General features: G+C 58.1%; 11 protein-coding genes. All 11 read left to right on the forward strand.

Going from position 1 to position 22,018, the window contains the following annotated elements:
* Positions 1-19: 19 nt before the first annotated feature.
* The 11 genes from ACI5FR_RS04835 to ACI5FR_RS04885 all read left to right on the forward strand — a co-directional run bounded on the left by ACI5FR_RS04835 (position 20) and on the right by ACI5FR_RS04885 (position 21,989).
* Positions 20-2,062, forward strand: a complete 2,043-nt coding sequence (locus tag ACI5FR_RS04835) for a YIP1 family protein (protein WP_405451037.1) — start codon at positions 20-22, stop codon at positions 2,060-2,062.
* Entirely contained in the window at positions 2,055-4,280 is a 2,226-nt protein-coding gene (locus tag ACI5FR_RS04840; protein ID WP_405451040.1) for a DUF5696 domain-containing protein, read from the forward strand. The genes ACI5FR_RS04835 and ACI5FR_RS04840 overlap by 8 nt, the downstream gene beginning before the upstream one ends.
* On the forward strand, positions 4,281-5,180 hold the full coding sequence (locus tag ACI5FR_RS04845) for a carbohydrate ABC transporter permease (RefSeq protein WP_405451043.1): 900 nt from the start codon (positions 4,281-4,283) through the stop codon (positions 5,178-5,180).
* Positions 5,177-6,127 (forward strand): carbohydrate ABC transporter permease, encoded by a 951-nt coding sequence (locus ACI5FR_RS04850; protein ID WP_405451046.1) that lies wholly within the window; start codon positions 5,177-5,179, stop codon positions 6,125-6,127. The genes ACI5FR_RS04845 and ACI5FR_RS04850 overlap by 4 nt, the downstream gene beginning before the upstream one ends.
* 91 nt (positions 6,128-6,218) lie before the next feature.
* Positions 6,219-7,223, forward strand: coding sequence for a LacI family DNA-binding transcriptional regulator (locus ACI5FR_RS04855; protein WP_405451048.1), 1,005 nt, complete (start codon positions 6,219-6,221; stop codon positions 7,221-7,223).
* Between the two features lie 113 nt (positions 7,224-7,336).
* Positions 7,337-9,628 carry a polysaccharide lyase 8 family protein gene (locus ACI5FR_RS04860; protein WP_405451051.1) on the forward strand — a complete coding sequence of 764 codons (2,292 nt, stop codon included), beginning with the start codon at positions 7,337-7,339 and terminating at the stop codon, positions 9,626-9,628.
* Between the two features lie 109 nt (positions 9,629-9,737).
* Positions 9,738-9,953: a helix-turn-helix domain-containing protein gene (locus ACI5FR_RS04865; protein ID WP_405451054.1), complete on the forward strand. Its 216-nt coding sequence runs from the start codon at positions 9,738-9,740 to the stop codon at positions 9,951-9,953.
* 175 nt (positions 9,954-10,128) lie between these two features.
* Entirely contained in the window at positions 10,129-11,679 is a 1,551-nt protein-coding gene (locus ACI5FR_RS04870) for a DUF5050 domain-containing protein (protein WP_405451057.1), read from the forward strand.
* Between the two features lie 218 nt (positions 11,680-11,897).
* Positions 11,898-13,271 (forward strand): ABC transporter substrate-binding protein, encoded by a 1,374-nt coding sequence (locus ACI5FR_RS04875; RefSeq protein WP_405451060.1) that lies wholly within the window; start codon positions 11,898-11,900, stop codon positions 13,269-13,271.
* An 83-nt stretch (positions 13,272-13,354) separates the two neighbouring features.
* Positions 13,355-15,373: a Sip1-related alpha-galactosidase gene (locus tag ACI5FR_RS04880; RefSeq protein ID WP_405451063.1), complete on the forward strand. Its 2,019-nt coding sequence runs from the start codon at positions 13,355-13,357 to the stop codon at positions 15,371-15,373.
* 76 nt (positions 15,374-15,449) lie between these two features.
* Positions 15,450-21,989, forward strand: a complete 6,540-nt coding sequence (locus tag ACI5FR_RS04885; RefSeq protein ID WP_405451066.1) for a golvesin C-terminal-like domain-containing protein — start codon at positions 15,450-15,452, stop codon at positions 21,987-21,989.
* Positions 21,990-22,018: the final 29 nt, after the last annotated feature.

Below are 22,018 nucleotides of genomic sequence, written 5' to 3' on the forward strand. Positions count from 1 at the left end.
GAAGGAAAGAGGGTTTTCCATGATAAGACTGCTGGTGAAATCGGCCGCCTCGTGCTGCGCCCTGCTGCTGCTGTTCGTCTCGGTCCCGCAGACCGGCTCGGCGGCGACGCCGTACGACACCTTTTACATGGGGCAGAAGAACGGGTACCAGATCCAGGATGTTTATGTGCCGGCGGCCGTGGTGCTCGGCCAGGACTTGAATACGACGCCGCTGAAGCAGCCGAGCGATCTATTCATCACGGGCAACGATCATGTGTTCGTGGCGGATACGGGGAACAACCGGGTCTTGGAGCTGGATGATCGGAAGCGGCTCGTGCGCACGTACGGGGACCGGGAAGACAAAGGCAAGCTGAACGCGCCCGAAGGCGTCTTCGTCACCCCCGAAGGGGCGGTATTCGTGGCGGACACCGGGAACAAGCGAGTCGTCCAGTATACGCCGCAGGGGGAATTCGTCCGAGAATTCGTAAGGCCTCAGTCGGACTACTTGCCGCAGGAATACTTCTTCGTGCCCTCGAAGCTGATCGTCGACAGCCGGGGTGTCTTGTACATTGCGAACAAAGGGACCTACCAGGGCTTGCTGCGCATGAACGGCCAAGGGGAATTCACGGGCTTCTTCGGAGCCAACCCGGCGGAGACGACGCTGCTCGACCGGTTGAAACGGATGTTTTTCACCAAAGAACAGATGAGCAAGGAGTCGGCGATTCGGCCGGGTGAAATTTCCAATGTGGCGCTGGATGCGGAAGGTTTCATCTTCACCTCCAACATCGGCGTCAACAGTAAGCAGGTCAAGCGGCTTAATGCCGGCGGCGTCAACCGATTCAAGGGAGACAGCAAGCTGCCTAATCTCGAGCAGGTCGTGGACGTGGCCGTGGACCGGGACGCGTTCTTCTATGCGCTGGACCGGGTGACCGGCGGGATCTCGATCTGCAGCCCGACCGGGATGGAGCTGTTCCGCTTCGGACGCATCAGCAAAAATCCGCAGCAGGCCGGAGTGTTCGCTTATCCGGCATCGATCGCGGTTAATTCGAAAAGCGAGCTCTGGGTGCTGGACAACGCCATGAACATGATCCAAGTGTTCGAACGGACGGAATTCGGGGACAGCGTAATGAGAGCTTCCGCCGAGTATTATAAGGGCGCGTACGTGCAAAGCAAACCGCAGTGGGAAACGGTGAACAAGCTGAACCAGATGATCAACCTGGCCTACCAGGGACTCGGCAAAGCTGCGCTGCAGGAGCACCGCGTCGAGGAGGCTATGGCCCACTACAAAATTTCTTACGATGCCGAAGGCTACTCGCAGGCGTTCTGGACGTACCGGTTGAACTGGATCCGCTCGAACTACGCGGTCGCTTTGGCCGCACTCGTCGGGGTTTACGTCCTATACCGCTTCGCGCTCCGTCCCGCGTATCGGCTGGCCGCCGCACGGACATATCCGCCCAGGATCTCTCAGGCCGCATCGGATCTCAAGGACGGCTGGTTCCTGATGTTCCATCCGTACGAGGGCTTTTACCGGCTGAAGGGCAGGAGACTGTCCTGGATCGCGCTGCTCGTCATCTTGCTTGCCGCCGCGGCGGTTAGACTGCTCTCCATGTTCGGCACGGGCTTTGCGTTTAATCCCGTCGATCTGTCCAAAATCAATGTACCGCTCGGACTCGCGGTGTTCTTCGTCCCTTGGTTCACCTGGGTCATCGCGAACTATCTCGTCAGCACGGTGAAGGACGGAGAAGGGATGCTGCGGGAAGTGCTGCAGTCGAGCGTCTACGCGTTGATCCCTTACATCGTGTTTACGATTCCGATCGTGCTGCTGTCGAACGTGCTCGTCCTGGAGGAAGGCATCCTCGTGCAGACACTCACTTGGGCGATGTGGCTTTGGATGTTCACGCTGTTTTTCGTCAAAACGCAGGTCATCCACAACTTCGATTTCACCGAAAACGTTAAAATCATCCTGATCGCGCTCTTTACGATTGCCGTCCTGTGGATCTTTATCGTGGTCACCTTCGGGTTGTCCTATAATCTGTACGACTTCTTCTACCAGCTGTACCGGGAGGTGACCCTGCGTGCTTAAAACGATGCCGCGCATACCGAAATGGACGTTTGCGGTCGCCGCCGTCATTTTCCTCTTAGCGCTATGGGGCGTCTGGTACGCCGTCTCCGACCGGTCGCCTTCCTCGCTCGAGGCGCTGCATGTGGAGCCGTACCGCGCCGAGCTTCTCTCTGCCGAAGCCGGAACGCCGTGGGCACCCGCGGGCAAAGACGCGGCCGGCTTCGCCGTAGCGGCGGAGAACGCCAAGTTCACCCTAAGGGTCAATCCCGACAACGGACAGTTCACGGTCACCGACAAATCGGCCGGAGGGTTCGTCTGGCGCAGCAACCCGGAGAAGCGGGCGTTAAGCGGGGAAACGGTGAAAGGGACGCTTCTGTCCAACCTGGAGTCCCCTTACGTGCTGGAATATTTCGAGGAGGGCAGGACGCAGCGGCTGCTCACCAACGCGCTCGATCCGAAGGTGACGAAGACCGTCACCGTAGTCGACGGCGGCGTTCAAGTGCTGTATGACCATACGACGCAGCAGATCAAGTTCGCCGTCCGATACCAGCTTACGCCGGAAGGCGTACGCGCCGCTATCCCGGGAGCGAGTGTGGTGGAGAGCGGCAAAGCCAAGATCATCTCGATTGAGCTGCTGCCGTTCATGGGCGCGGCGGCAACGGCCGAAGAAGGCTACTTGTTCGTCCCGGACGGACCCGGCGCTCTCATCCGCTTCCCGCTGAAGCATGCCGCCTTCGGCAACGGCTACAGCCAGCCGGTGTACGGGTACGATCCGGCCAGCTCGCGGCCGGATCCGGACGAGAAGAGGGAGGTCATCGGATATCCCGTGTTCGGGATCAAGCGGGGCGCGAACGCTTATGCGGCGATCGTGACCCGAGGCGACAAGTCTGCGATCATCCGAGCGAATCCGTCGGGCATCGTGTCCACCTTCCATTCGGCCAGCGCCAGCTTGATCTACCGCGAAGAATATGATCAGCGGACCAGCCTGAGAGGGAAGCCGATGAAAGTGTTCCAGCGGGAATTGCGGAAGCAGGATTTCGAGGTGGAATACCGGCTGCTGTCCGGCTCCGAAGCGATCTACGCGGGGATGGCCCACGCGTACCGGAACTATTTGCTGCAGACGAAGCAGCTGGTCGACCGGGTCAAGCCGGCGGAGCACGTGCCGCTCGATCTGTCGCTCATCGGCGGCGGGGCTTCGAAGTCATTCAGCGGGACCAGCTTCGTGCCTGTGACGACGTTCCGACAGGCAGAGGCTATGGTGGAGGAGCTGAAGGACAAAGGGGTCGCCGGCTTCAATGTGACCTATTCGGACTGGGAGCAGAACGGCGAATATGCGGACACCCTCGGGTTTACGATCGAGAGCAAGCTCGGCGGCAGCTCCGGGCTGCAGTCCTTCGTCGATCGGATGCATGAATTGGGCGCATCCGTGTATATGGAACGGAACGTCAACCAGGGCGATTCCAAGTATCTGGATCTGTCCCCCAAGACGTACGGGATCCGCGGAATCGATGGGACCGTGCTCTTGAACCGCGGCGGGTTTACGCTTAACCCGATCCAGGCGCTCCGCTATGAGCGGGAAGCGAGCGGCAAGCTGAAAACGTATGGCGCAGACGGTTTGATTTTGCGAGGGGTCGGGGGGTTCCTGTATAGGGACTATAACCCGGAGCGGCCGATGCAGCGGGACGACACGGCCTACTATAACCGCGACATGCTGGCGAACGTTCGCAAGACGCTAGGGCTGGCGGGTGTCAATACCGGGTTCTCCTATTCGCTGTCCGAGATCGACCGGATTCAGAACATGCCTCTCAGCACCAGCAATGATTTTCTTGTCGACGAAGCGGTTCCTTTCTATCCGATCGTGCTGCATGGATATGTGGCGTACTCCACGGTACCCGGGAACTTCCGCAACCTTTTCGACGATGAGATGCTGCGGGCGATCGAGTATGGCGCGAATCCGGCTTATACGTTGACGCACGACTCCAGCCGCAAGCTGCTGGGCACGGCGATGGAGTGGCTCTCAAGCAGCGAGTTTGCGGTCTGGAAAGATACCGTGGTCAAGGAGTATGCCGCGTTCGATCAGCTGGCTCCGGTCTACGACCAGGAGATCACGGCGCACGAGAAGGTGTCGGACGGCGTGTTCGTCACGAGCTACGCCAATGGCGTCCAGGTCCGCGTGGATTACAACCGCAAAACATTCGACGTCTCGCAGCCGACCGGCGGCACCAAAGGAGGAAGCTAGATGACCATGCATGCCCGACATCCCCGCTTTGTCCGCTGGGCCAGCCGCTGGAAGCAGTACGGCGTAGGCTACTTGTTCATGCTGCCTTGGGTGATCGGTTTCTCCGTCTTCATGGCGTTCCCGATCGGCTGGTCGCTGTACTTAAGCTTCAACAAGACGAAGCTGACCGGCGACGGGTTCGCTTATACATGGGTAGGCTTGGAAAATTTCCGGAATGCGCTGTTCAAGGACAACGTTTATCCGGTGAAGCTGCTCGCCTTCTTTCAACAGATGATTCTGATGGTCCCGATCATTATTATTTTTTCCCTGCTGGTCGCGATCCTGCTGAACCAGAACTTCCCGGGCCGGTTCCTGTACCGGGCGATCTTCTTCCTGCCGGTCGTGTTCTCCACGGGGCAGGTGCTGACCGAGCTGTTCCAGCAGGGAGCGGGGCAGCTGCCGTTCATCAGCCAGTACGGGATCGATGTGCTGATCCGGGAGCATGTGAGCAAATCGCTCGCCGATCCGCTGCTCAGCGTATTGGGTTTGATGATCCTGATCCTCTGGTCCTCCGGGGTCCAGATTCTGATCTTCATCGCCGGGTTCCAGACGATTCCGCGGACGGTATACGAAGCGGTCCGAATCGATGGGGCGTCGCCGTGGGAGAGCTTCTGGAAAATTACGCTGCCGGGCATCTTCCCGTTCATCGGCTTGAATCTGCTCTACACGATGGTGGATCTGTTCACGTTCGCGTTCAACCCGGTTATGGATGAAATCAAGAAAAATATGTTCAAGGTCGACACCGGCTACGGCTATGCCAGCGCGCTCGCTTGGTTCTACTTTTTGATCGTGATGGTGTTGATTGCGCTTATCTTATTATTCTTAGGCCGGACTTCATCCGGAAGGAGGGGATTGCGATGATGGCGGATATCCGGAAGGCGCTCGTCGGGAAGCGGGCGCAGCAAGCCAAGCGGGCCGTACTCGGCCAACACCACAACGACGGCTGGCTCGCGAAGCTGTTCATCTACTTCATGCTGTCGATCGTCGCTTACTTGTACCTGCAGCCCTTCTTCTATATGGTGTCGACCATGTTCAAGAACTTGAGCGACCTGCTGGACCCGACGGTACAGTGGATTCCTCGGAAGCTGGAGTGGAACAACCTGGTCCGGGCGTGGAACGGTCTGAAGTATCCCCAGTCGTTCGCCAATACGATCACGATCGCCCTGTTCGGTTCGCTCATCCAGGTGTGCGTCTGCGCGCTGACGGGGTATGCGCTCGCCAAACTGAAGTTCCCGGGGAAAGGCTTGGCGCAGTTCCTCGTGTTCCTGACGTTCCTGGTGCCGCCGCAGATCATCATCATCCCGTTATACGTCATCTTCAGCAAGCTGGGCTGGCTCAACACGCCGCTTGTGTTCCTCGTCCCGGCCTTGTTCGGCCAAGGCTTGCGCAGCGCGCTGTTCATCATTATATTCCGGCAGTTCTTCAAAACGTTGCCCGATGCGCTGGAGGAAGCGGCCAAGCTGGACGGTGCGTCGACGTTCCGCATTTTCTCGCGGATTATGATGCCGCTGGCGCGATCGGCTTGTCTCGTCGTGTTCCTGTTCTCGTTCATCTGGTATTGGAACCAATATTACGAGCCGTCGATGTTCTTGAACAATGCTTATCAGCCGTTGTCCATCCGGCTCAATCAGCTGCCCCAGGTGCTCATGGGGACCAATCCGGATCCCTCGGCGCAGCTCTTCAATCCGATCACGGAAGGGACCAAGATGGCGGGCGCGTTCCTGATCGTCTTCCCCCCGCTGCTCGTCTATATCGTGACCCAGCGTTGGTTTGTGGAAGGCATCGAGCGGACCGGACTTGTCGATTAGAGTCGAAGATAGGAATTGGGTGCGGAAACGGGTATAATGGGAGTGTTTACCTATTTGATAGGAATCAAGTTTGGATAGTAGGAGAATGGATATGAGCGTAACGCTGAAAGACATTGCCCAGAAAGCGAACGTCTCGGTCACCACCGTATCGAGAGTCGTGAACCATAATGACACGACGATCTGCAGCGAGGAGACGCAAAATTTAATATGGAGCCTCGTCGACGAGTTGGGCTATAAGGCCAAACGGAAGCAGGCCGGGCAAGTCGGGAAGTCGGAATATAAAATCGGGTACGTGCTCGGTCAATCCGTCGATACGGCTTATGATCCCTTCTATTCTATGATTCTCAAAGGTATTGAGGCGGAAGCCGTCAGCACCGGCGTGACGCTCGCTTTCGGCTGCTTCACGCCGGGGTTGTACCGGCCGGAAGCTTTCAAAAAAATTCTCGAGGATTCGCAGGTCAATACTGTGATCTATATGTCCGTGGAGAAGGAGCTGCTGGCGCTGCTGATCGATCACCAAGTCGATCTCGTCGTAGCCGGCGTCGAAATGATGTCCGCCATTCCTGAGGGGGCGGACTACGTCGGCGTCAACTTCTATACGGACACGCTGAAGTGGCTGCAGACGAAGGTGCTGAACCGGTACGACCGGGTCGGTTATGTGGGCAACCCGCATACCGGGCGTTATAAGGCGTATCTGGATGCGCACAAGCTAATGAACAAACCGCTGAATCCGGACTACCGGATCCTGATCGACGGCTGGAAGACGGATGCGGCCAAAATCGCCGTCCTGGATTATCTCGACTCGGGCAAGGAGCTGCCCGAAGTCTTCTTCTGTCCGAGCGACCGGCTGGCGGTCGGCGTCATGATCGCGCTCCGCGAGCGGGGGATCGACGTGCCGGGCCGGGTGAAGGTGCTCGGCTTCGACAACATCGAGATGGCCGAATATGTGTCGCCGAGGCTGACGACGATCGAGGTGCCGGGCTACAACATCGGCCGGATGGCCGTACGCGCGGCGCTCGCGCGTGTGACCGGGGAGCGGGATTACCCGGTGCAGTTCATTATGCCGACGCACTTCGTGGAGCGCGAGTCGTTGTGACGTGGAATATATAACCCGAACCTGAGGGGGCCGGAGGGACGAACGTCCATCTCCGGCTTCTTGTGCTATACTACCAGAGACAGTGAAAGATCAAATCGTCGAGGAGACTCCGCATGCGGCAATTACGTCAAAAATGGCGGCAGTATTTGGTAGGCGAGACCCTGTCGCAAGAAGCGATACAAAAGATTCAAAAGTACCGGAGCACGATGCAGCCCGATCAAACGCTGTTGTGGCCGGATATTCCTCTGAAGGACAACACCGCGGATTCGTATCTCCTGATCCTGCGGTTAAGGGAGCTTGCGATCGGCTTGAGCACGCCGGGGGCCGCTTGTTATAACGATCCGGCGCTGAAGAGCGAAATCCGGGCCGGTCTCGAATGGTTTTACGAGCACCGGTACAACGAAGTTCGCCCGCCGCACGGCAACTGGTGGAACTGGGAGATCGGCGTGCCGATCACCCTGCTGGAGACGATCATCGTCCTGGAGGAGCTGGATGTGCTCGACCCGGTGTTCATCGAACGGCTGCTTCGGCCGGTGGACAAGTATGTGGCGGATCCTGCGTTTCACGCGAAGCTGTTCACGCAACCGAACCCATCGACAGGAGCGAACCTCGTTTGGAAGGTCAGCGGCTCCGCTCTAACGGCAGTGGTTCAGGGGGATGAGGCGAAGCTGCGAGCAGCCTGCCGCGCATTGCTGCCGGTTTTCAGCTACAGTCGGCACGGGGATGGCTTCTATGAGGACGGCTCCTTCATTCAGCACGAGAAGTTTGCGTATACCGGCGGCTATGGCAAATCGCTGCTGCAGGACCTCACTCGGGTGCTGGTGTGGCTGAACGGCACGCCCTGGGAGCTGCCCGCTAACGCAACGGCGTTGACCTACCGCTGGATCCAAGATTCGTATGTTCCGCTTATGTTCCGCGGCATGCTGCTGGACATGGCGAGCGGGCGGGAAATGTCGCGCTACCATTCGCAAAATCACGATATCGGCCATATCGTAATCACCTCCTGTCTGCGTTTCGCCCGGATGTTGGACGAGGCGCAAGCCGAATGGCTGTTGGCCCGGGTGAAGCGGTGGATCGTGGCGGACACCTACAAATCGTATGTCACAACCGCTCCTCCGGATACGGCGGAGCAAGCCCGGCGTTTGCTTCTGGAGGAGCGGATCCAGCCGGCTCCGGAGGAGGCGTTCTGCAAGCTGTTCGCCCAGATGGACCGCGCGGTGCTGCAAGGGCCCGGCTTTGCGTTCGGCATTAGCATGTATTCGGACCGGATCTTTACTTACGAGTCGATCAACGGAGATAACCTGAAGGGCTGGTATACCTCCCAGGGGATGACCTCGCTCTACAACGGGGATTTGAGCCAATTCGCCGACGGCTACTGGCCTACGGTGAATGCGTACCGGCTGCCCGGCATCACTGCGGCGGTGGAGCCGCTGGAGGACGGCGAGCGCCGAAGCCGGTCCAGCAGCCGGTCTTTTGTCGGCGGAGCGGTGCTCGGAGCCCGCTACGGGGCGGTGGCGATGGAGCTGGAGACACCGGCTCCAGGTCCTGCGGAGCGGGCTTCGGCTCAGCTGACCGGCCGGAAAAGCTGGTTTTTGTTCGGCGACCGTATAGTCGCCCTCGGCTCTAATATCGTGATGAACGAATCGGGCAAGATGGCGGAAACGGTGATCGAGAATCGGAAGCTCGTTACGGGCGAAGAAAAGATCAGCGCGGATGGCCGGCCGATTTGCCTCGAGACGGGTAGCGCAGAGACGCTTCAACCCCGCTGGATCCATCTGGCGGGAGGAGTTCCGGAGGCAGATGCGGGTATTGTGTTCCCGAAGGCTTGCACCGTGAAGGCGCTTCGGGAGGAACGGTCGGGGAGCTGGAGGGACATCAACCTTGCCGGCCCGGTGGAGCAGATACGCCGACCGTATGCGACCTTTTGGTTCGAGCACGCTGCAGAGGGGCAAGCCGAGCAGGCGGCGTCCGGCGCGGAATATGCTTACATGGTGCTGCCGGGCCGAACGGAACAGGAGACCGCTGAATTCGCCGAGCGCCCGCCGATCCGGATTATGGAGCAGAGCGAGCAGTGCCACGCGGTGGAGGACGTCGAACAAGGCCTGTTCGCCGCCCACTTCTGGCAGTCCGCCCGCCATGGCTGCGGGAGGGTCAGCGTCGACGGACCGGCATCCGTGGTGCTGAAGCAGTCCTCGGCCGGGTGGCGGTTGGCCGTCAGCGATCCTACGCAAAAGCGGCAGTCGCCGATCGAGCTGGCGCTAGATTTGCCGGCGGGCCGCGTAGTCTACCGGTCGGAGCGCATCCGACTCCTCACGGAAGGAGAGGGACGGGTAAGGCTGGACTTTGATCCAGCTGGTGCGACGGGTGGCTCTTTCGAGATCGAGCTGGCATTCGAGAGCGAATAGGGCGGTTGCAGCGGCATAAGGAAACGAGTAGGTTGCGGTCGCTTCCGGCTGGCTAAGCTGAGAGTGGAAAGCAGAATGTCAGAGTAGTCCGGAAGGAGGCGTGGTCTGTATGAAGGTTGAAATAGGCCGCAGTTTGCTGCAGGAAAGGATGCGCGAGGCCTCGGTATCGCTGGAGGAGCTGGCGATGCAGCTTCGGTACAAGCCGGAGCGTCTCGCGGATTATATCGAGGGCAAGCGAATCATGCCGCTCAAAACGGCGGTTTCGATCGCCCGCACGCTGGGGTGTACGGCGGAGGCTCTGTATGAATGGGTACCGGCTGATTAGCGGAGGAAGTAAACTCTAACGGGACACTTTAGCGCAAAATGACACCAATAGAAGGCTGCCGAAATAATCGGCGGCCTTGTTACGCTTAAGGGCAGTTAGTGCAACCTTTTCTTGGATTAAGCGTCATTAGTTCATACAAATATTTCCTCAATTTCTTAAAGGAGATAATGGAACTATGAGATTAAAGCGGATCGGATGTATGGTTATCTTTTCATTATACCTGGGCTTGTTGGCAACGGCGGGAAACAGTCGAGCTGCTGCTGAGACCGTAAGGGTTACGCTGCCGGATTTTACGGTAGAACTGAACGGGCATATTGTGGAAAATCTAAACCGCGAATACCCGCTGCTGGTTTACGACGATATCACCTATTTTCCGATGACGTGGTACGATACCAGACTGCTTGGTTTAGAGACGGATTGGTCGCCGGAAAACGGGCTGAACATCCAGCAAAGCCTGGTGACTTCCTCGTATGTGTCCTACAAGTCTGATCGTCGCAACGCAGCCTCCTACGCTGCGGAAGTTCCCGCAACTCCCGTCACGATCAACGGCAAGACGATTGACAACACCAACGAAGAATATCCGTTGTTAAGCTTCCGGGATGTGACGTATTTTCCATTGACCTGGCGTTTCGCGCACGACGAATTCAACTGGGATTACCAGTGGAGCGATACCGATGGTCTTAGCATCACGTCCGATAACCCACAGGTGCAACCGGCTCTGCTTCCTGCCTATGCCGGTGAGAACGATGTTGCCCTTTTCAAGGGATATTTCTATTTTGTCGAGACGAGAGGGATGACAAACCATGTATATCGGGCTCCCGAGCTGCATCCGTCCGACATGGAGGAGATTTATTCTTATAGCTTCTACAGTTCCGATAGGAATCCAAAGGTCGTAACTTTTCAGATCCGAGATCATACGCTTTGGTTTAAGTATCACCTTGGGGGAGGATTTACAGGTACGGACCTGTTCGTTAAAGTCGGTGACGATGGGAAAGCCGAGTTGCTGCATCGAGGGTATATCGATTTCTTCGACACCCCATATGGGACTTTAATCCTCAATCTCCCAGGCGGCTTCATGTATTTATCGCAGCCAGGTCAGAATGAGACGGATAGCAAGATTGTAGGGGGAGACGACCCGAATGTGAAGATGTACACCAGCCGCGACGTTCTTACAACAGCTGACTCTTTGGTCGGGGATGATGTCTTCGTCCTGTGCTTAAAAGGCCCTAACGACCACAATTCACTTTGCAAAATCAACCTGAAAACGAATAAAAGTGAAACGGTCGTCAACTCGGGGATTAGCTTATTCCGCATTTTTGATAAAAAGCTCTACTATGTGAAGGACGAGGACAACATGTTGTATTCGTCGGCGTTGGATGGGAAGGGCGAAATGAAGCTTTCCGATCATCCAGTATCATGGTTTGACAGCATCGACGGCAACGTATTCTACACAACCAAGAGAGACACGAATCGATTCGAGTTGTACAAAGCCGATCGGAACGGAGAAGACCCGCTCGTGTGGAGAACGCCGGTCACAGCTGTGCAAGTAATAAACAATCGGCTTGTCTGCCGGTTTGACGAGAACGATGGTTTTCGCGTCGTACTGCTGGACGATTCTGGCCGCCTGCAGCTGGAAGTAGCGGATCCGATCTCTCGTGTACTTACATCCGACGATGGGATTTTACTCGAATCTTCCTTAGATTCCTCAATCAAACTTATTCGTTGAATCGTCAGTTGAATAAGAGCACTGCTGCAGCCGGCCAATACCGGCTGTTTTTGTCTTTAAATAAGATGCACATTCAAGAAAATAAACTAAATTACACTTTAATATTTAACTATAATAATTCCTAAATTAACGTAAAATCATATTGACGAATAAACTATAATTGGGTAAGATTGGGTCAGATTGATAAAGAACCATCCACGGTGGAGGTCGAAAAGCGCATGATAGGGAAATGGAAGAGCAAGATGTCTTTGGGTATGGCCGGAATGATGACGCTTTCAATGATGCTGGCGGCATGCTCGGGCGGGGGCGGGAATACTGGGAGTACCACTTCGCCGTCATCGTCAGCGACGCCGACTCCGATTCCAGCCAAGAAGGAAGAGCCGGTCACGCTCCGGATCGTGCACCAGAACAGCCCGGACCAGGACGCGCACTACAAGCGGTTCATGGAGAAGTACCCGAACATCACGGTCATCGTGGAGAAAGCGACGGGCGGGCAGGACGCGAACTACATGGAGAAGATCGCCGCCCTGAATGCCGCGGGCACGCCGGCCGATCTGACCTGGGTCGTCGACATCACCGCCTACATGAAGGACGGGTTGGTCGAAGACTTGACGCCGCTCATGGCCAATAACGAAACGATGAAGAAAGTGAAGTTCCCGGAAGGTCTGCTCGACATGTTCAAGATCAAGGGCAAGCAGTACGCCCTGCCGCGTTCCGTCAATCCGATCTTCATCTACGTCAACAAAGACATGCTGGCGAAGTACGGCATGGAGATGCCGAAGAACGACTGGACATGGACGCAATTCCGCGAGATGGCGAAGAAAGCGACCGACCCGAAAGCCGGCGACTGGGGCATCGGCGACAACGCCTTCACCGGCATCTACGGAGCGTCCGCCCTCGCTATGGCGAACGGCCATGCCGACAACCTGTTCTACCTGAACAAGGACATGACCCAAAGCGTGCTGAATACCCCGGACGCGCTCGCCGACTTCCGTTGGTGGCAGGAGCTTCAGAGCAAGGATCATTCGCTGCCGAACTATGAGGAGAGCAAAGCGACCGGATTCAACCGGGCGATGGACGGAACGTTCATTACCGGGAAAGTGCTCTTCAACGTCGGCGGCTCCTGGGTGGGCAAGACGACGAAGGACAACGCCAAGTTCAACTGGGACATTCTCCCGTTCCCGAAAGGCACCGTGAAGCAAGTCGGCGTGAACTCGACCGGTCAGGTAGCGATCCTGAGCGGGTCCAAGAACAAGGAAGCCGCGATGAAGCTGCTCGCCTTCCAATTCGAGAAAGAGGAAGAACTGGCGAACATCAAGGATTCATTCTTCCCGGTCACGGTCGATCCGGATCTGAACAAGGCCATCGCGGAAACCGACGTGTGGAAGGGCAAGAACGTAACCGCCTCGACGCTTCCTTGCTGCACGAGACCGGGCCCGAACATTCCGGCCTGGAACGATTACTACGCCGCCTGGAACGGGTACATCAACGACGCGCTGTTCAACGGCAAAGACATCAACACCACGGTCATTCCGAACATTGAAGCCTGGAACAAGAAAACGCTCGACCTGCGCAAGCAGCTGGGACTCTAAAAACAATGCATATCGGCCTGGGTTCGGCGCAACTCAGGCCGTCTTTGTAGACAAAAACGCCAATAGACAGGAGAAATGCGAAGATGGGAAAGGCCTCGCCTAAAGAAAGAGAAGGCTTGAAGCTGGAGTTTGACGCGGCTCTGGGCCGTACGGGAATTCATGTTCTGGAGGAAGGCAGCCGAACGCCGGATTCGCAAGGACGGATCGCCAACTGTGCAGTCGAACTTCCAGAGTTTCAGATCGGGAGCTATTTTGCCCCTTTCCAAAAGTACGATCCGATCAAAACCCGCACGCAAGCGTGGCCGGACGGCTGCAATCGGATTCAGCCGCTGCCGGTCCGGGATTTCCGCGATCTCGCGGTCGGCGGCCTGTTCCTGCTGCTGCAGTTGAAGCAAGGGGGGTATATGGCGATCGCCACGTTGGTCGGCCCTCAAACTTACGCTTGGTTCGCAGAAGAGGAAGAACGGCTCACTGTGCAGGCCGGCATCTTCGGAACCGGCGAAGTGTCTGGACCCGTGCCGCTGTGCGCCTGGGCCACCCACGAGAACCCTTATGAGGCGTCTCGCCTCGTTTGGCATACAGCGGCAGAGCATGTCGGATACTCGACCCGGATGCGGGAAGAGAAGCAGTATCCCGAGATTTTCAAATACTTGGGCTGGTGCAGCTGGGAGGAATACAAATTCGGTATCAGCGAGGACATCCTGCTCCAGGCGTGGGAGGGCATCGAGCGCTCCGAGCTGCCGATCCGATATTTTCTCGTGGATGACGGACACCTGCATGCGGACGTCAAACGCCGGTTGATCAGCTTCAAGCCCGACGCGGAAAAATTCCCCAATGGCTGGGAACCGCTGATGGCGCGCAAACGCGAGGACGGGATCAAATGGATCGGACTGTGGTTGAACTTCAACGGCTATTGGAACGGGATCCACCCGGAGAACGAATTCGGGGAGCTGAACGCCCACTTGGAGCTCGTGAAGGAGTCGGCGATGCAGCCGAAGAAGCGGTTCCTGGATTCGTTTGCGTTCTACGACGCCTATATCCGGTCCGTACGCGAGGCGGGATTCGATTTCATCAAAGTCGACAACCAGGCGCAGAACGTCCGGCTGAATGCCGGGACGGACAATGGGATCCGGCGGGCGGTGAACAACGCACAGGCGCTGGAAGCCGCGTCGGCCCGCCATACCGACGGGTTGATCAACTGCATGGCGCACAGCGCCGTCTGCGTGTTCAACACTCGGATCAGCGCCGTGACCCGCTGCAGCGAGGATTATGCGGTCGGCGATCTGGCGAGAGCCCGCAGGCACCTGCACAACTCCTACGGGAACATTCCGTGGATCGGGCAGACCGTATGGGGCGACCACGACATGTTCCACTCGAACGACGGGGTATCGGGCAAAGTGATGGCCATCTCGAAGGCGATGTCCGGCGGGCCGATCTACGTGTCCGACAGTCCGGCCAACTTTGTCGCCGACAACGTGATGCCGCTGTGCTATCGCGATGGAGAGCTGCTGCGCCCGCTCGCCCCAGCGGCACCGCTGCGCGAGAGCCTGTTCACGGATCCTTTCGAAGGAGGGGAGCCGTATAGTGTCATCGCGCCGCTCGCGAATGAGTCCGCCGCCGTGGTCATCTATAACCTGACGGAGCCGGAAGTGACGGTACGAGGGGCGCTCACGGCCGAGCATTACGCGGAAGCGGGCTGCATGCTGCAGAAGGGGGAGACGCGTTGGTCCTTGCCTGCCGAGGGGCTGATCGCCTACGACTGGGAGCGTGGGCAGGCAGTCCGGCTGGCAGTCGGCGAAGAGATTCGCTACGAGCTGGATGGCTACGGCAACATTCTCTACCTCCTGACCCCGATCAAGAACGGCTGGTCGGTGATCGGGCGGACGGACAAATTCCTGTCGCCCGCGGCGGTTCACGTCATCGAGGCGTCCGAGGAAGAGTTGATCGTGCAAGTGAAGGAAGGCGGACCGTTCGCGGTCTGGAACGAGAAAGGGTCGATACAGGCGGAAGGTGTGACATTCGATTCGGAGGACGGGCGGCTGTGGACGGCCGATTTGCCGGACAACGGCGGCAGCCTGGTACTGCGCATCCGGCGGAAGTAAGGATAAGCCATTAAGAAAGCGGGGGAATCGATTGAATTCGGGAATGGGTTCGTGGTTGATTCGCAGACGGCTCAGCATGTTGGTGGTATTAACCCTGTTGTGCCAGTTGTTGTTATTGCCGGGTGGTACGTCCCGCGTACACGCCGCTCCAACGGATTTGCTGCTCATAGATAACGGGGACCCCCTGTATGCGGAAAATCCTGCCTGGAGCAACAGCAGCGTAAAAGGCTACAACGGAACTACGACGCGAGTGACGGGCGGAGTGGGCAACTATGCCACCTGGACGCCGGCCGCGGGCACCGTACAAGGCACTTATAAAGTTTCGATCTTCAAAGTAAAGCGCCCCACGTTAACCGACGACGCCAACGGGAAAATCGATGTTGTGCACAGCGGAACGACCTATACCCGATTCATCGATTTCACGCAAGGTACGTCGGAATGGGTGGAGCTCGGCACGTTCACGTTCAGCGGAGCAGGGAACGAATTCGTTAAAATGACGAAGATGTCCACCGTGAACGGAACGTTCATCCACGCCGATGCCGTCAAATTCGAGAAGGTGGCCGCCGGAAGCGACGCTTCCTTGACCGACCTGCAAGTAAACGGAGGGGGCGCGGCCCTGAGCCCTGCGTTCTCCCCCCAGGTTACAGCTTATACGACAACGGTAACGCCGCAGACGTCCTCCGTCAGCGTGACGGCCTCGGTGTACGACCTGGCTGCCAGCGTCCATGTGAACGGGACTGCAGTCGCGAGCGGCGTGCCTTCGCCGAGTATCCCCCTTGCAGTTGGGGACACGGCGATTCATGTCACGGTAACTGCGGCGGATGGAACGACGACGCGAGACTATACGATCACCGTCACACGTCCTCCTCAGGTGGACGCTTCGCTCCAGAGCTTGGTGCTTAGCGCAGGGACGCTGAGTCCGGCCTTCAGCCCCTCGGTTCTGAGCTACACGAGCGAGGTGGAGCTGCAGACCGACCGTCTGCGGGTGACCCCCACCGCCGTCGATCCGACTGCCGTCATCCGGGTGAACGGAACGGTCGTCCCGAACGGCTCCGAATCGTCCGATATTCCGCTTGCCGTAGGCAGCAATCCGATTGCCATCACCGTAACGGCTGCCACATACGGGGGAGGCCAGAGCGACGAGAAGAGCTACTCCATCCAGGTGACGCGGAAGGAGTTTAACACGATCCTCGTGGATTTCGGAGATCCCGGGTACATGGAGACCGGCTCCTGGACCACATCCAATACGGTGAGGGGGGTTGATCGGTCGACAACGCGGTACTCGGCAGTCACGAACTCTACGATCACATGGAAGCCGAGTATGACGGCCGGCACGGCGAAGGTGTCGTTCTACAAAGTGAACTGGCCGGACGGCGCCGACCCTAGAGTCAAGCTCGATATCGTGCACGGAGGCATCACCGATACGAAGTTCATCGATTTGACGCCGGCGACGGAAGGGTGGATCGATCTCGGGACTTACACGTTCACAGGAGCGGGCAACGAGTACGTGCGCCTAACTCGCATTACGACGACCCCGGGCTATACGAGAGCCGATGCGGTCAAGTTCGAGGGAACGGTGCAGCGCAAACCTCCGGCTGAGGGCGCGCTTCGCACCCGCACGCTGCCGAATCTTCAGTATACCGAGCAGGGTATGATCGAGAACGGCGACTATAAAGTTACGTTTTACAAGGCGGACTGGACGGGGGGCACGACGGTAGTCCGCGACGTCTATTATCGGGAGAACGGCGTATGGACGCCGATGAATTCCGTGCCGGAGCGGCTTGAGGAGCAATGGGTCATTTTCGGCGGGTCCTTCGGGGAGCGGAGCAACTACTACGATTCGATGGACTACACTTGGGTTCTGTTCGACGGCTTCTCCATGCCCGACAGCCAGACGGTCGTACTGACCGACAGCCGCAATTCGAGCCAATACGACTTCAGCGTGACATGGTCGTTAGCCGGATCGCGACCGGTTATCTCCTATGCGTATACACCCAAAACCAGCGGTAATTATGTAGTGGGCTATCAGTCGTTTACGACGGAGGACTTGGCCGATGTGAGCGAAGTGTTGAGCGGAGCCCGCAACCATGCCAAGATGGCCGGTACCGCCGAGTCCACCGGTCTGTGGGAGCTGACGGCACCTATGAGTCTGGTGGAGAAAAAGAACGGCGCTGGTAACCCGGTCACATACGGCCTGTACATCCCGGCCGAGCAGCTGCCGCTCACGTTCGAGCCGGACGGGACAGCGGGCAACCAAAGGCTCGGCATGAGCCTGATCAACAATGAGGGCAAAGTTCAGCCGATTTTGTACGCACCGCAGTTTGGAACGCACTCGCAGCTTACGGCTGGCAGCACATACCGGTTCAGCGTCGGCTTGTATGCCGAGCCGGGAGCGGTCTATGACGCCTATACCGACATTTTGCGCAACGAGTACGACTACACCGCCTACCGGGAGAATGTGACTGGCGGATCGCTGACCGATGCGATGTTCAACATGATCGATCTGGTCAAGGTAGAGCCCGAGGGCGACGATTCCGTCAACTTCGTACCGTCCTTGAGCGGCTGGTGGAACCGGGCCAAAGGCTTCATCGATATCGAAAACCAGGATTCGATCCGCTCCGCGACGAGCTCCGTGCTGATGGGCGCGTACTACATGACCGGGGACGATCAGCTCTACGATACGAGAGCGCTCCCTATGCTCGAGCACGGCGTATCCCGGAACGAACGCGGCTGGTCGCCGACGAAGAGCATGGTGTACACCGACTCCTCGCTGTGGAAAATGGCGGCGGTCCCGTTCGACGTCTCGATGGTCTCGACGTTCTACGAGATGACGCGCGGTCAGAACGCCGGCTTATACGATCTGGGACTGGAGGAATATCAGTTCCGCAATCCGGATCAATTCGTCCGGGGACCGGTGATTCAACCGTTGATGACGTACCGAATGACCGGTGATCCAAAGTACTTGAACGAAGCGAAAGCGGCGGCCGATCAGTATATCGCCCAAGAAATCGATACGCCCGCTACGGTGGATCTCGGCCGCACGAACTTCTTTTATAACTACGGGAAGCTCTGGGTCGAAATTCTGGAGCTGTACGAGGAAACGAAAGAACCCAAATACTTGAATGCCGCCTACAAGGAAGCGAAGCGCTATGCCAGCATCTTCGTAGCCCGGCCGGTGCCGGACGGCTCGATCTCGATCCCGCAGCCGTCGCCGCCCCGGTACAGCCTCGCGTTCCGCTGGACGGACGAATATAAGTACCAATACCCGCGGACGAAGCTGCCTGAAGATGCGCCAGGCGGCCGGGTCGTGGACAGCTGGATCGTCTCCCCGAACGGCCTTACGTTCGAAGCGGGCGACACATCCGCCAACTATCGGTTGAACGCGCAGGAGGCGCCGTTCCTGCTCCGGATCGCGGAGTACACCGGCGATGAATTGCTGCGGGATATCGCGCACAATGCCGTTATCGGCCGGTATACGAACTATCCGGGCTATTACTACAAGTCGCTGATCTCGAGCCAGACGGAGCCGGACTTCCCGCTGCTAGGTCCGAGCGAGGGCACGTCGATCTACTATCATCACGCGCCGGCGCAGCTCGGCCAGACGATGGATTACCTCGTCACCGAGCAGATGACCCGGTCGAACGGACAAATTTCGTTCCCGTTCGCCTTCGAGTCCGATTTCTTGTGGTTCAAATATCATGTCTACGGCAGCAAGCCGGGCACCTTCTATGGGAACCCGAACGTGTGGCTGTGGATGCCCAAAGGGATCCTCTCCACCAACAACAATCAACTTAACTGGATTACCGCCGAGAGCGGGAATAAGTTCTACATCAGCTTGGCGAACGAGTCCAAACAGCAGCAGCAGGCTACGGTTACGCTGAACCCGTCGATCATCGGTTTGGATCCGAACGCCTCGTATCCGGTGACGATCATTGCGGACAACGGCACGCCGACGCAGACGGTGATGCAGGGCGGCTCGATTCCGGTGACGGTATCGGCACGCGGCATTACGGCGATCATCGTGGACGGGATGAACATCCATGTCCCGCTGCACCAGACTCCGACCGTGAAGGATACGTCCGAAGCGAGCTATTCCTTCGACACTTATAGCCCGATCGACGCGGTCAAAGGCATGCTGCTCGTGAAGCCGGATGAAACGTCCTATAACGCGTACATCCAGGCGAAAACGACGAACCCGGCTACGCTGCATTACTCGCTCGACGGCGGAGCCACCTACACGACGCTCCCGGACACGATCTATCCCATGGAGTGGTCGGTCAGGGTGAACGATCTGTCCACGCCGTTCACGTATTACGTGGAGTCGGAAGGGATACGGACACAGGGCAGGACGCTGTACTTGCCGAACCATGTGTCGTCGATTCCTTCGCAGCCGCCTCAGCTCCCGGCGCCGCCGATGACGATCGTCGACAATGTCGATGCGGAGACGGAAGGCAGCTGGATGCGCAGCACGACGGCGAACGAGTACTACTTCGACAACTACGTGACCGCCCGGCCGATCGCCGGCGAGCCGACCAGCCGGCTGCGTTGGCGGCCCGCTCTTACGGAGACCGGCAACTACAACGTGTACGTGAAGCTCCCGGTCGGAGGCATCAGTAACGCGACCGATGCGGTATTTACGGTTTATTACGACGGAGGCTCCAAAGCCTATACTCTGAACCAGAAAACAAGAAATGGCCAGTGGATCCTGCTCGGCAAGCACCCGTTCGCGGCGGGAACCTCCGGATACGTCGAAGTCACGAATCGGGCAACCGGCGTTGTGGTCGCGGATGCGGTTATGTGGGTGAACGAGAACGTGGTCCCAGCCTGGGATTCCGTCACACTGACGTCCGATAAGACCGTGTTGGAAAAAACGAAAACCGTTCAACTGTCCGTAACCGGCCTACTGAATACCGGGGTTGTCGGCGACCTGACCGGGGCTACGATCGAATACATCGTCGACCGCAGCGATCTGGTCAGCGTCGACGCTCAAGGCCGAATGACGCTGAACGGACTAGACGGCGTCGCCGACCAGGTGTCTGTGAAAGCCCGGGTTACGATAGGGGGCACCGTGCTCGAATCGAAGCCGATCCTCATCGGGCTGCGCGAGCTCACGATCATCGTCGATACGTTCGATACGGCTCATTATTCCGAGACCGGCACGTGGAGACTGAGCTCCCTGACGGGCTACAGCAAGGATGTGCGCAGCAAGTACACCGAGGAGCAGGGAGCGACCGCTACCTGGAGGCAGGATATCCCGGCCGGCAAGCTCGCCGTCTCGATCTACAAGATCGTCCGCTTCCCGGGCCCGGATACGCACGTTAAGGTTGAAGTGAAGCATGGCGGCGTTACGACTGTGTTTGATGTGGATGCGTCCGCCGGGGAGTCCGGCTGGCTCCCGCTCGGCGTATTCGATTTCACCGGCGATGGTACGGAATTTGTGAGAATGACGCGGGTTTCGCCGTCTTCCACGCCTGAATTGGGTGTGTTCACACGGGCCGACGCGGTGAAATTCGAGAGCTATTCCTTCACCGGCACGCTGACGAGTCCGGTGGTGCTCGATGCGGTTCCGATCGACTCCGGCTTCGAGCTGACGTTCAACCATCCGGTCGACCCCGCGACCGTGAACAGCAGTACGATGGCGATAAAAGCTGAGGGAGCGCAGGCAGCGGTCGAAGCCGTGGTGACGGTTAGCCCGGACGGCAAGAAGGTGACGCTTCAGCCGGCGCAGGCTCTCCAATATGCAACGAATTATCAATTAACGTTGGCCTCCGGTTTCGCGAGTGCGGAAGGAGTCGCCTTATCGCCTCTTGTCCGATCGGTGTATACTTTCCACACTTCGGAACAGCCGGTGACGCCCGTGACCGGGATCGCGGTCAGTCCGTCCGTCCTGCTTTTCCACTCGGCCAGCAGCCCTCAAGGGCTGTTGGCCTCCACCGTAACGCCGAAGGACGCTACCGACAGCCGCGTCGTCTGGTCGTCCAGCGACCCGAGCGTCGCCGCCGTTGACGCGGCGGGCCGAGTGACGGCTGTCGCCGACGGTACGGCCGTCATCACCGCCACGACGGTCGATGGAGGGTTCACCTCCTCCTCGACCGTGACGGTCGACCGCACTGCCCCGACGGTGAGCGCGGCCATTCCGGCTGTCCTGCTGCAGACCGAGAGCTTGGCCGCCGAGATCGGGATCACCGATTCGCTGACCGGTGTAGCTAGCAAGGAAATCCGGTGGGACGGACAGCTTGTCGAGCGCTTGGAGCTGCCGCCGCTCAGTCAATCGCTTGGCGAGCATCAAGTGACCGTAACCGCCGTGGATGGGGCCGGCAACCTAGCAACCGTCACGTACACCGTAACCGTGACGCTCGATCTGGAGCACCTGGATGAGGCGGTCACGATCGGAAATACGAATGGCTGGATCGATAACGAAGTCCTTTATTCAAGATTGATGAACAAGATAGGGCAAGTGCAGGAAAGCCCAACTAGTCAAACCGTTCTGAACGGGCTGAATTCGCTTGAAAACGCGGTCCGCGCACTAAAAGGCAAGAAGCTCGACGACGCATTCAGCGACCTGCTGCTGACGGATATCGCTTTCCTGAAGCAGGCGGTTATCGCATCCGAATGAAAACGAATAGAGAATAGGGTGGGGCAGAT

Origin of the sequence: Paenibacillus sp. HJGM_3, from assembly GCF_045062745.1 — a bacterium.
Lineage (GTDB): Bacteria > Bacillota > Bacilli > Paenibacillales > NBRC-103111 > Paenibacillus_AA.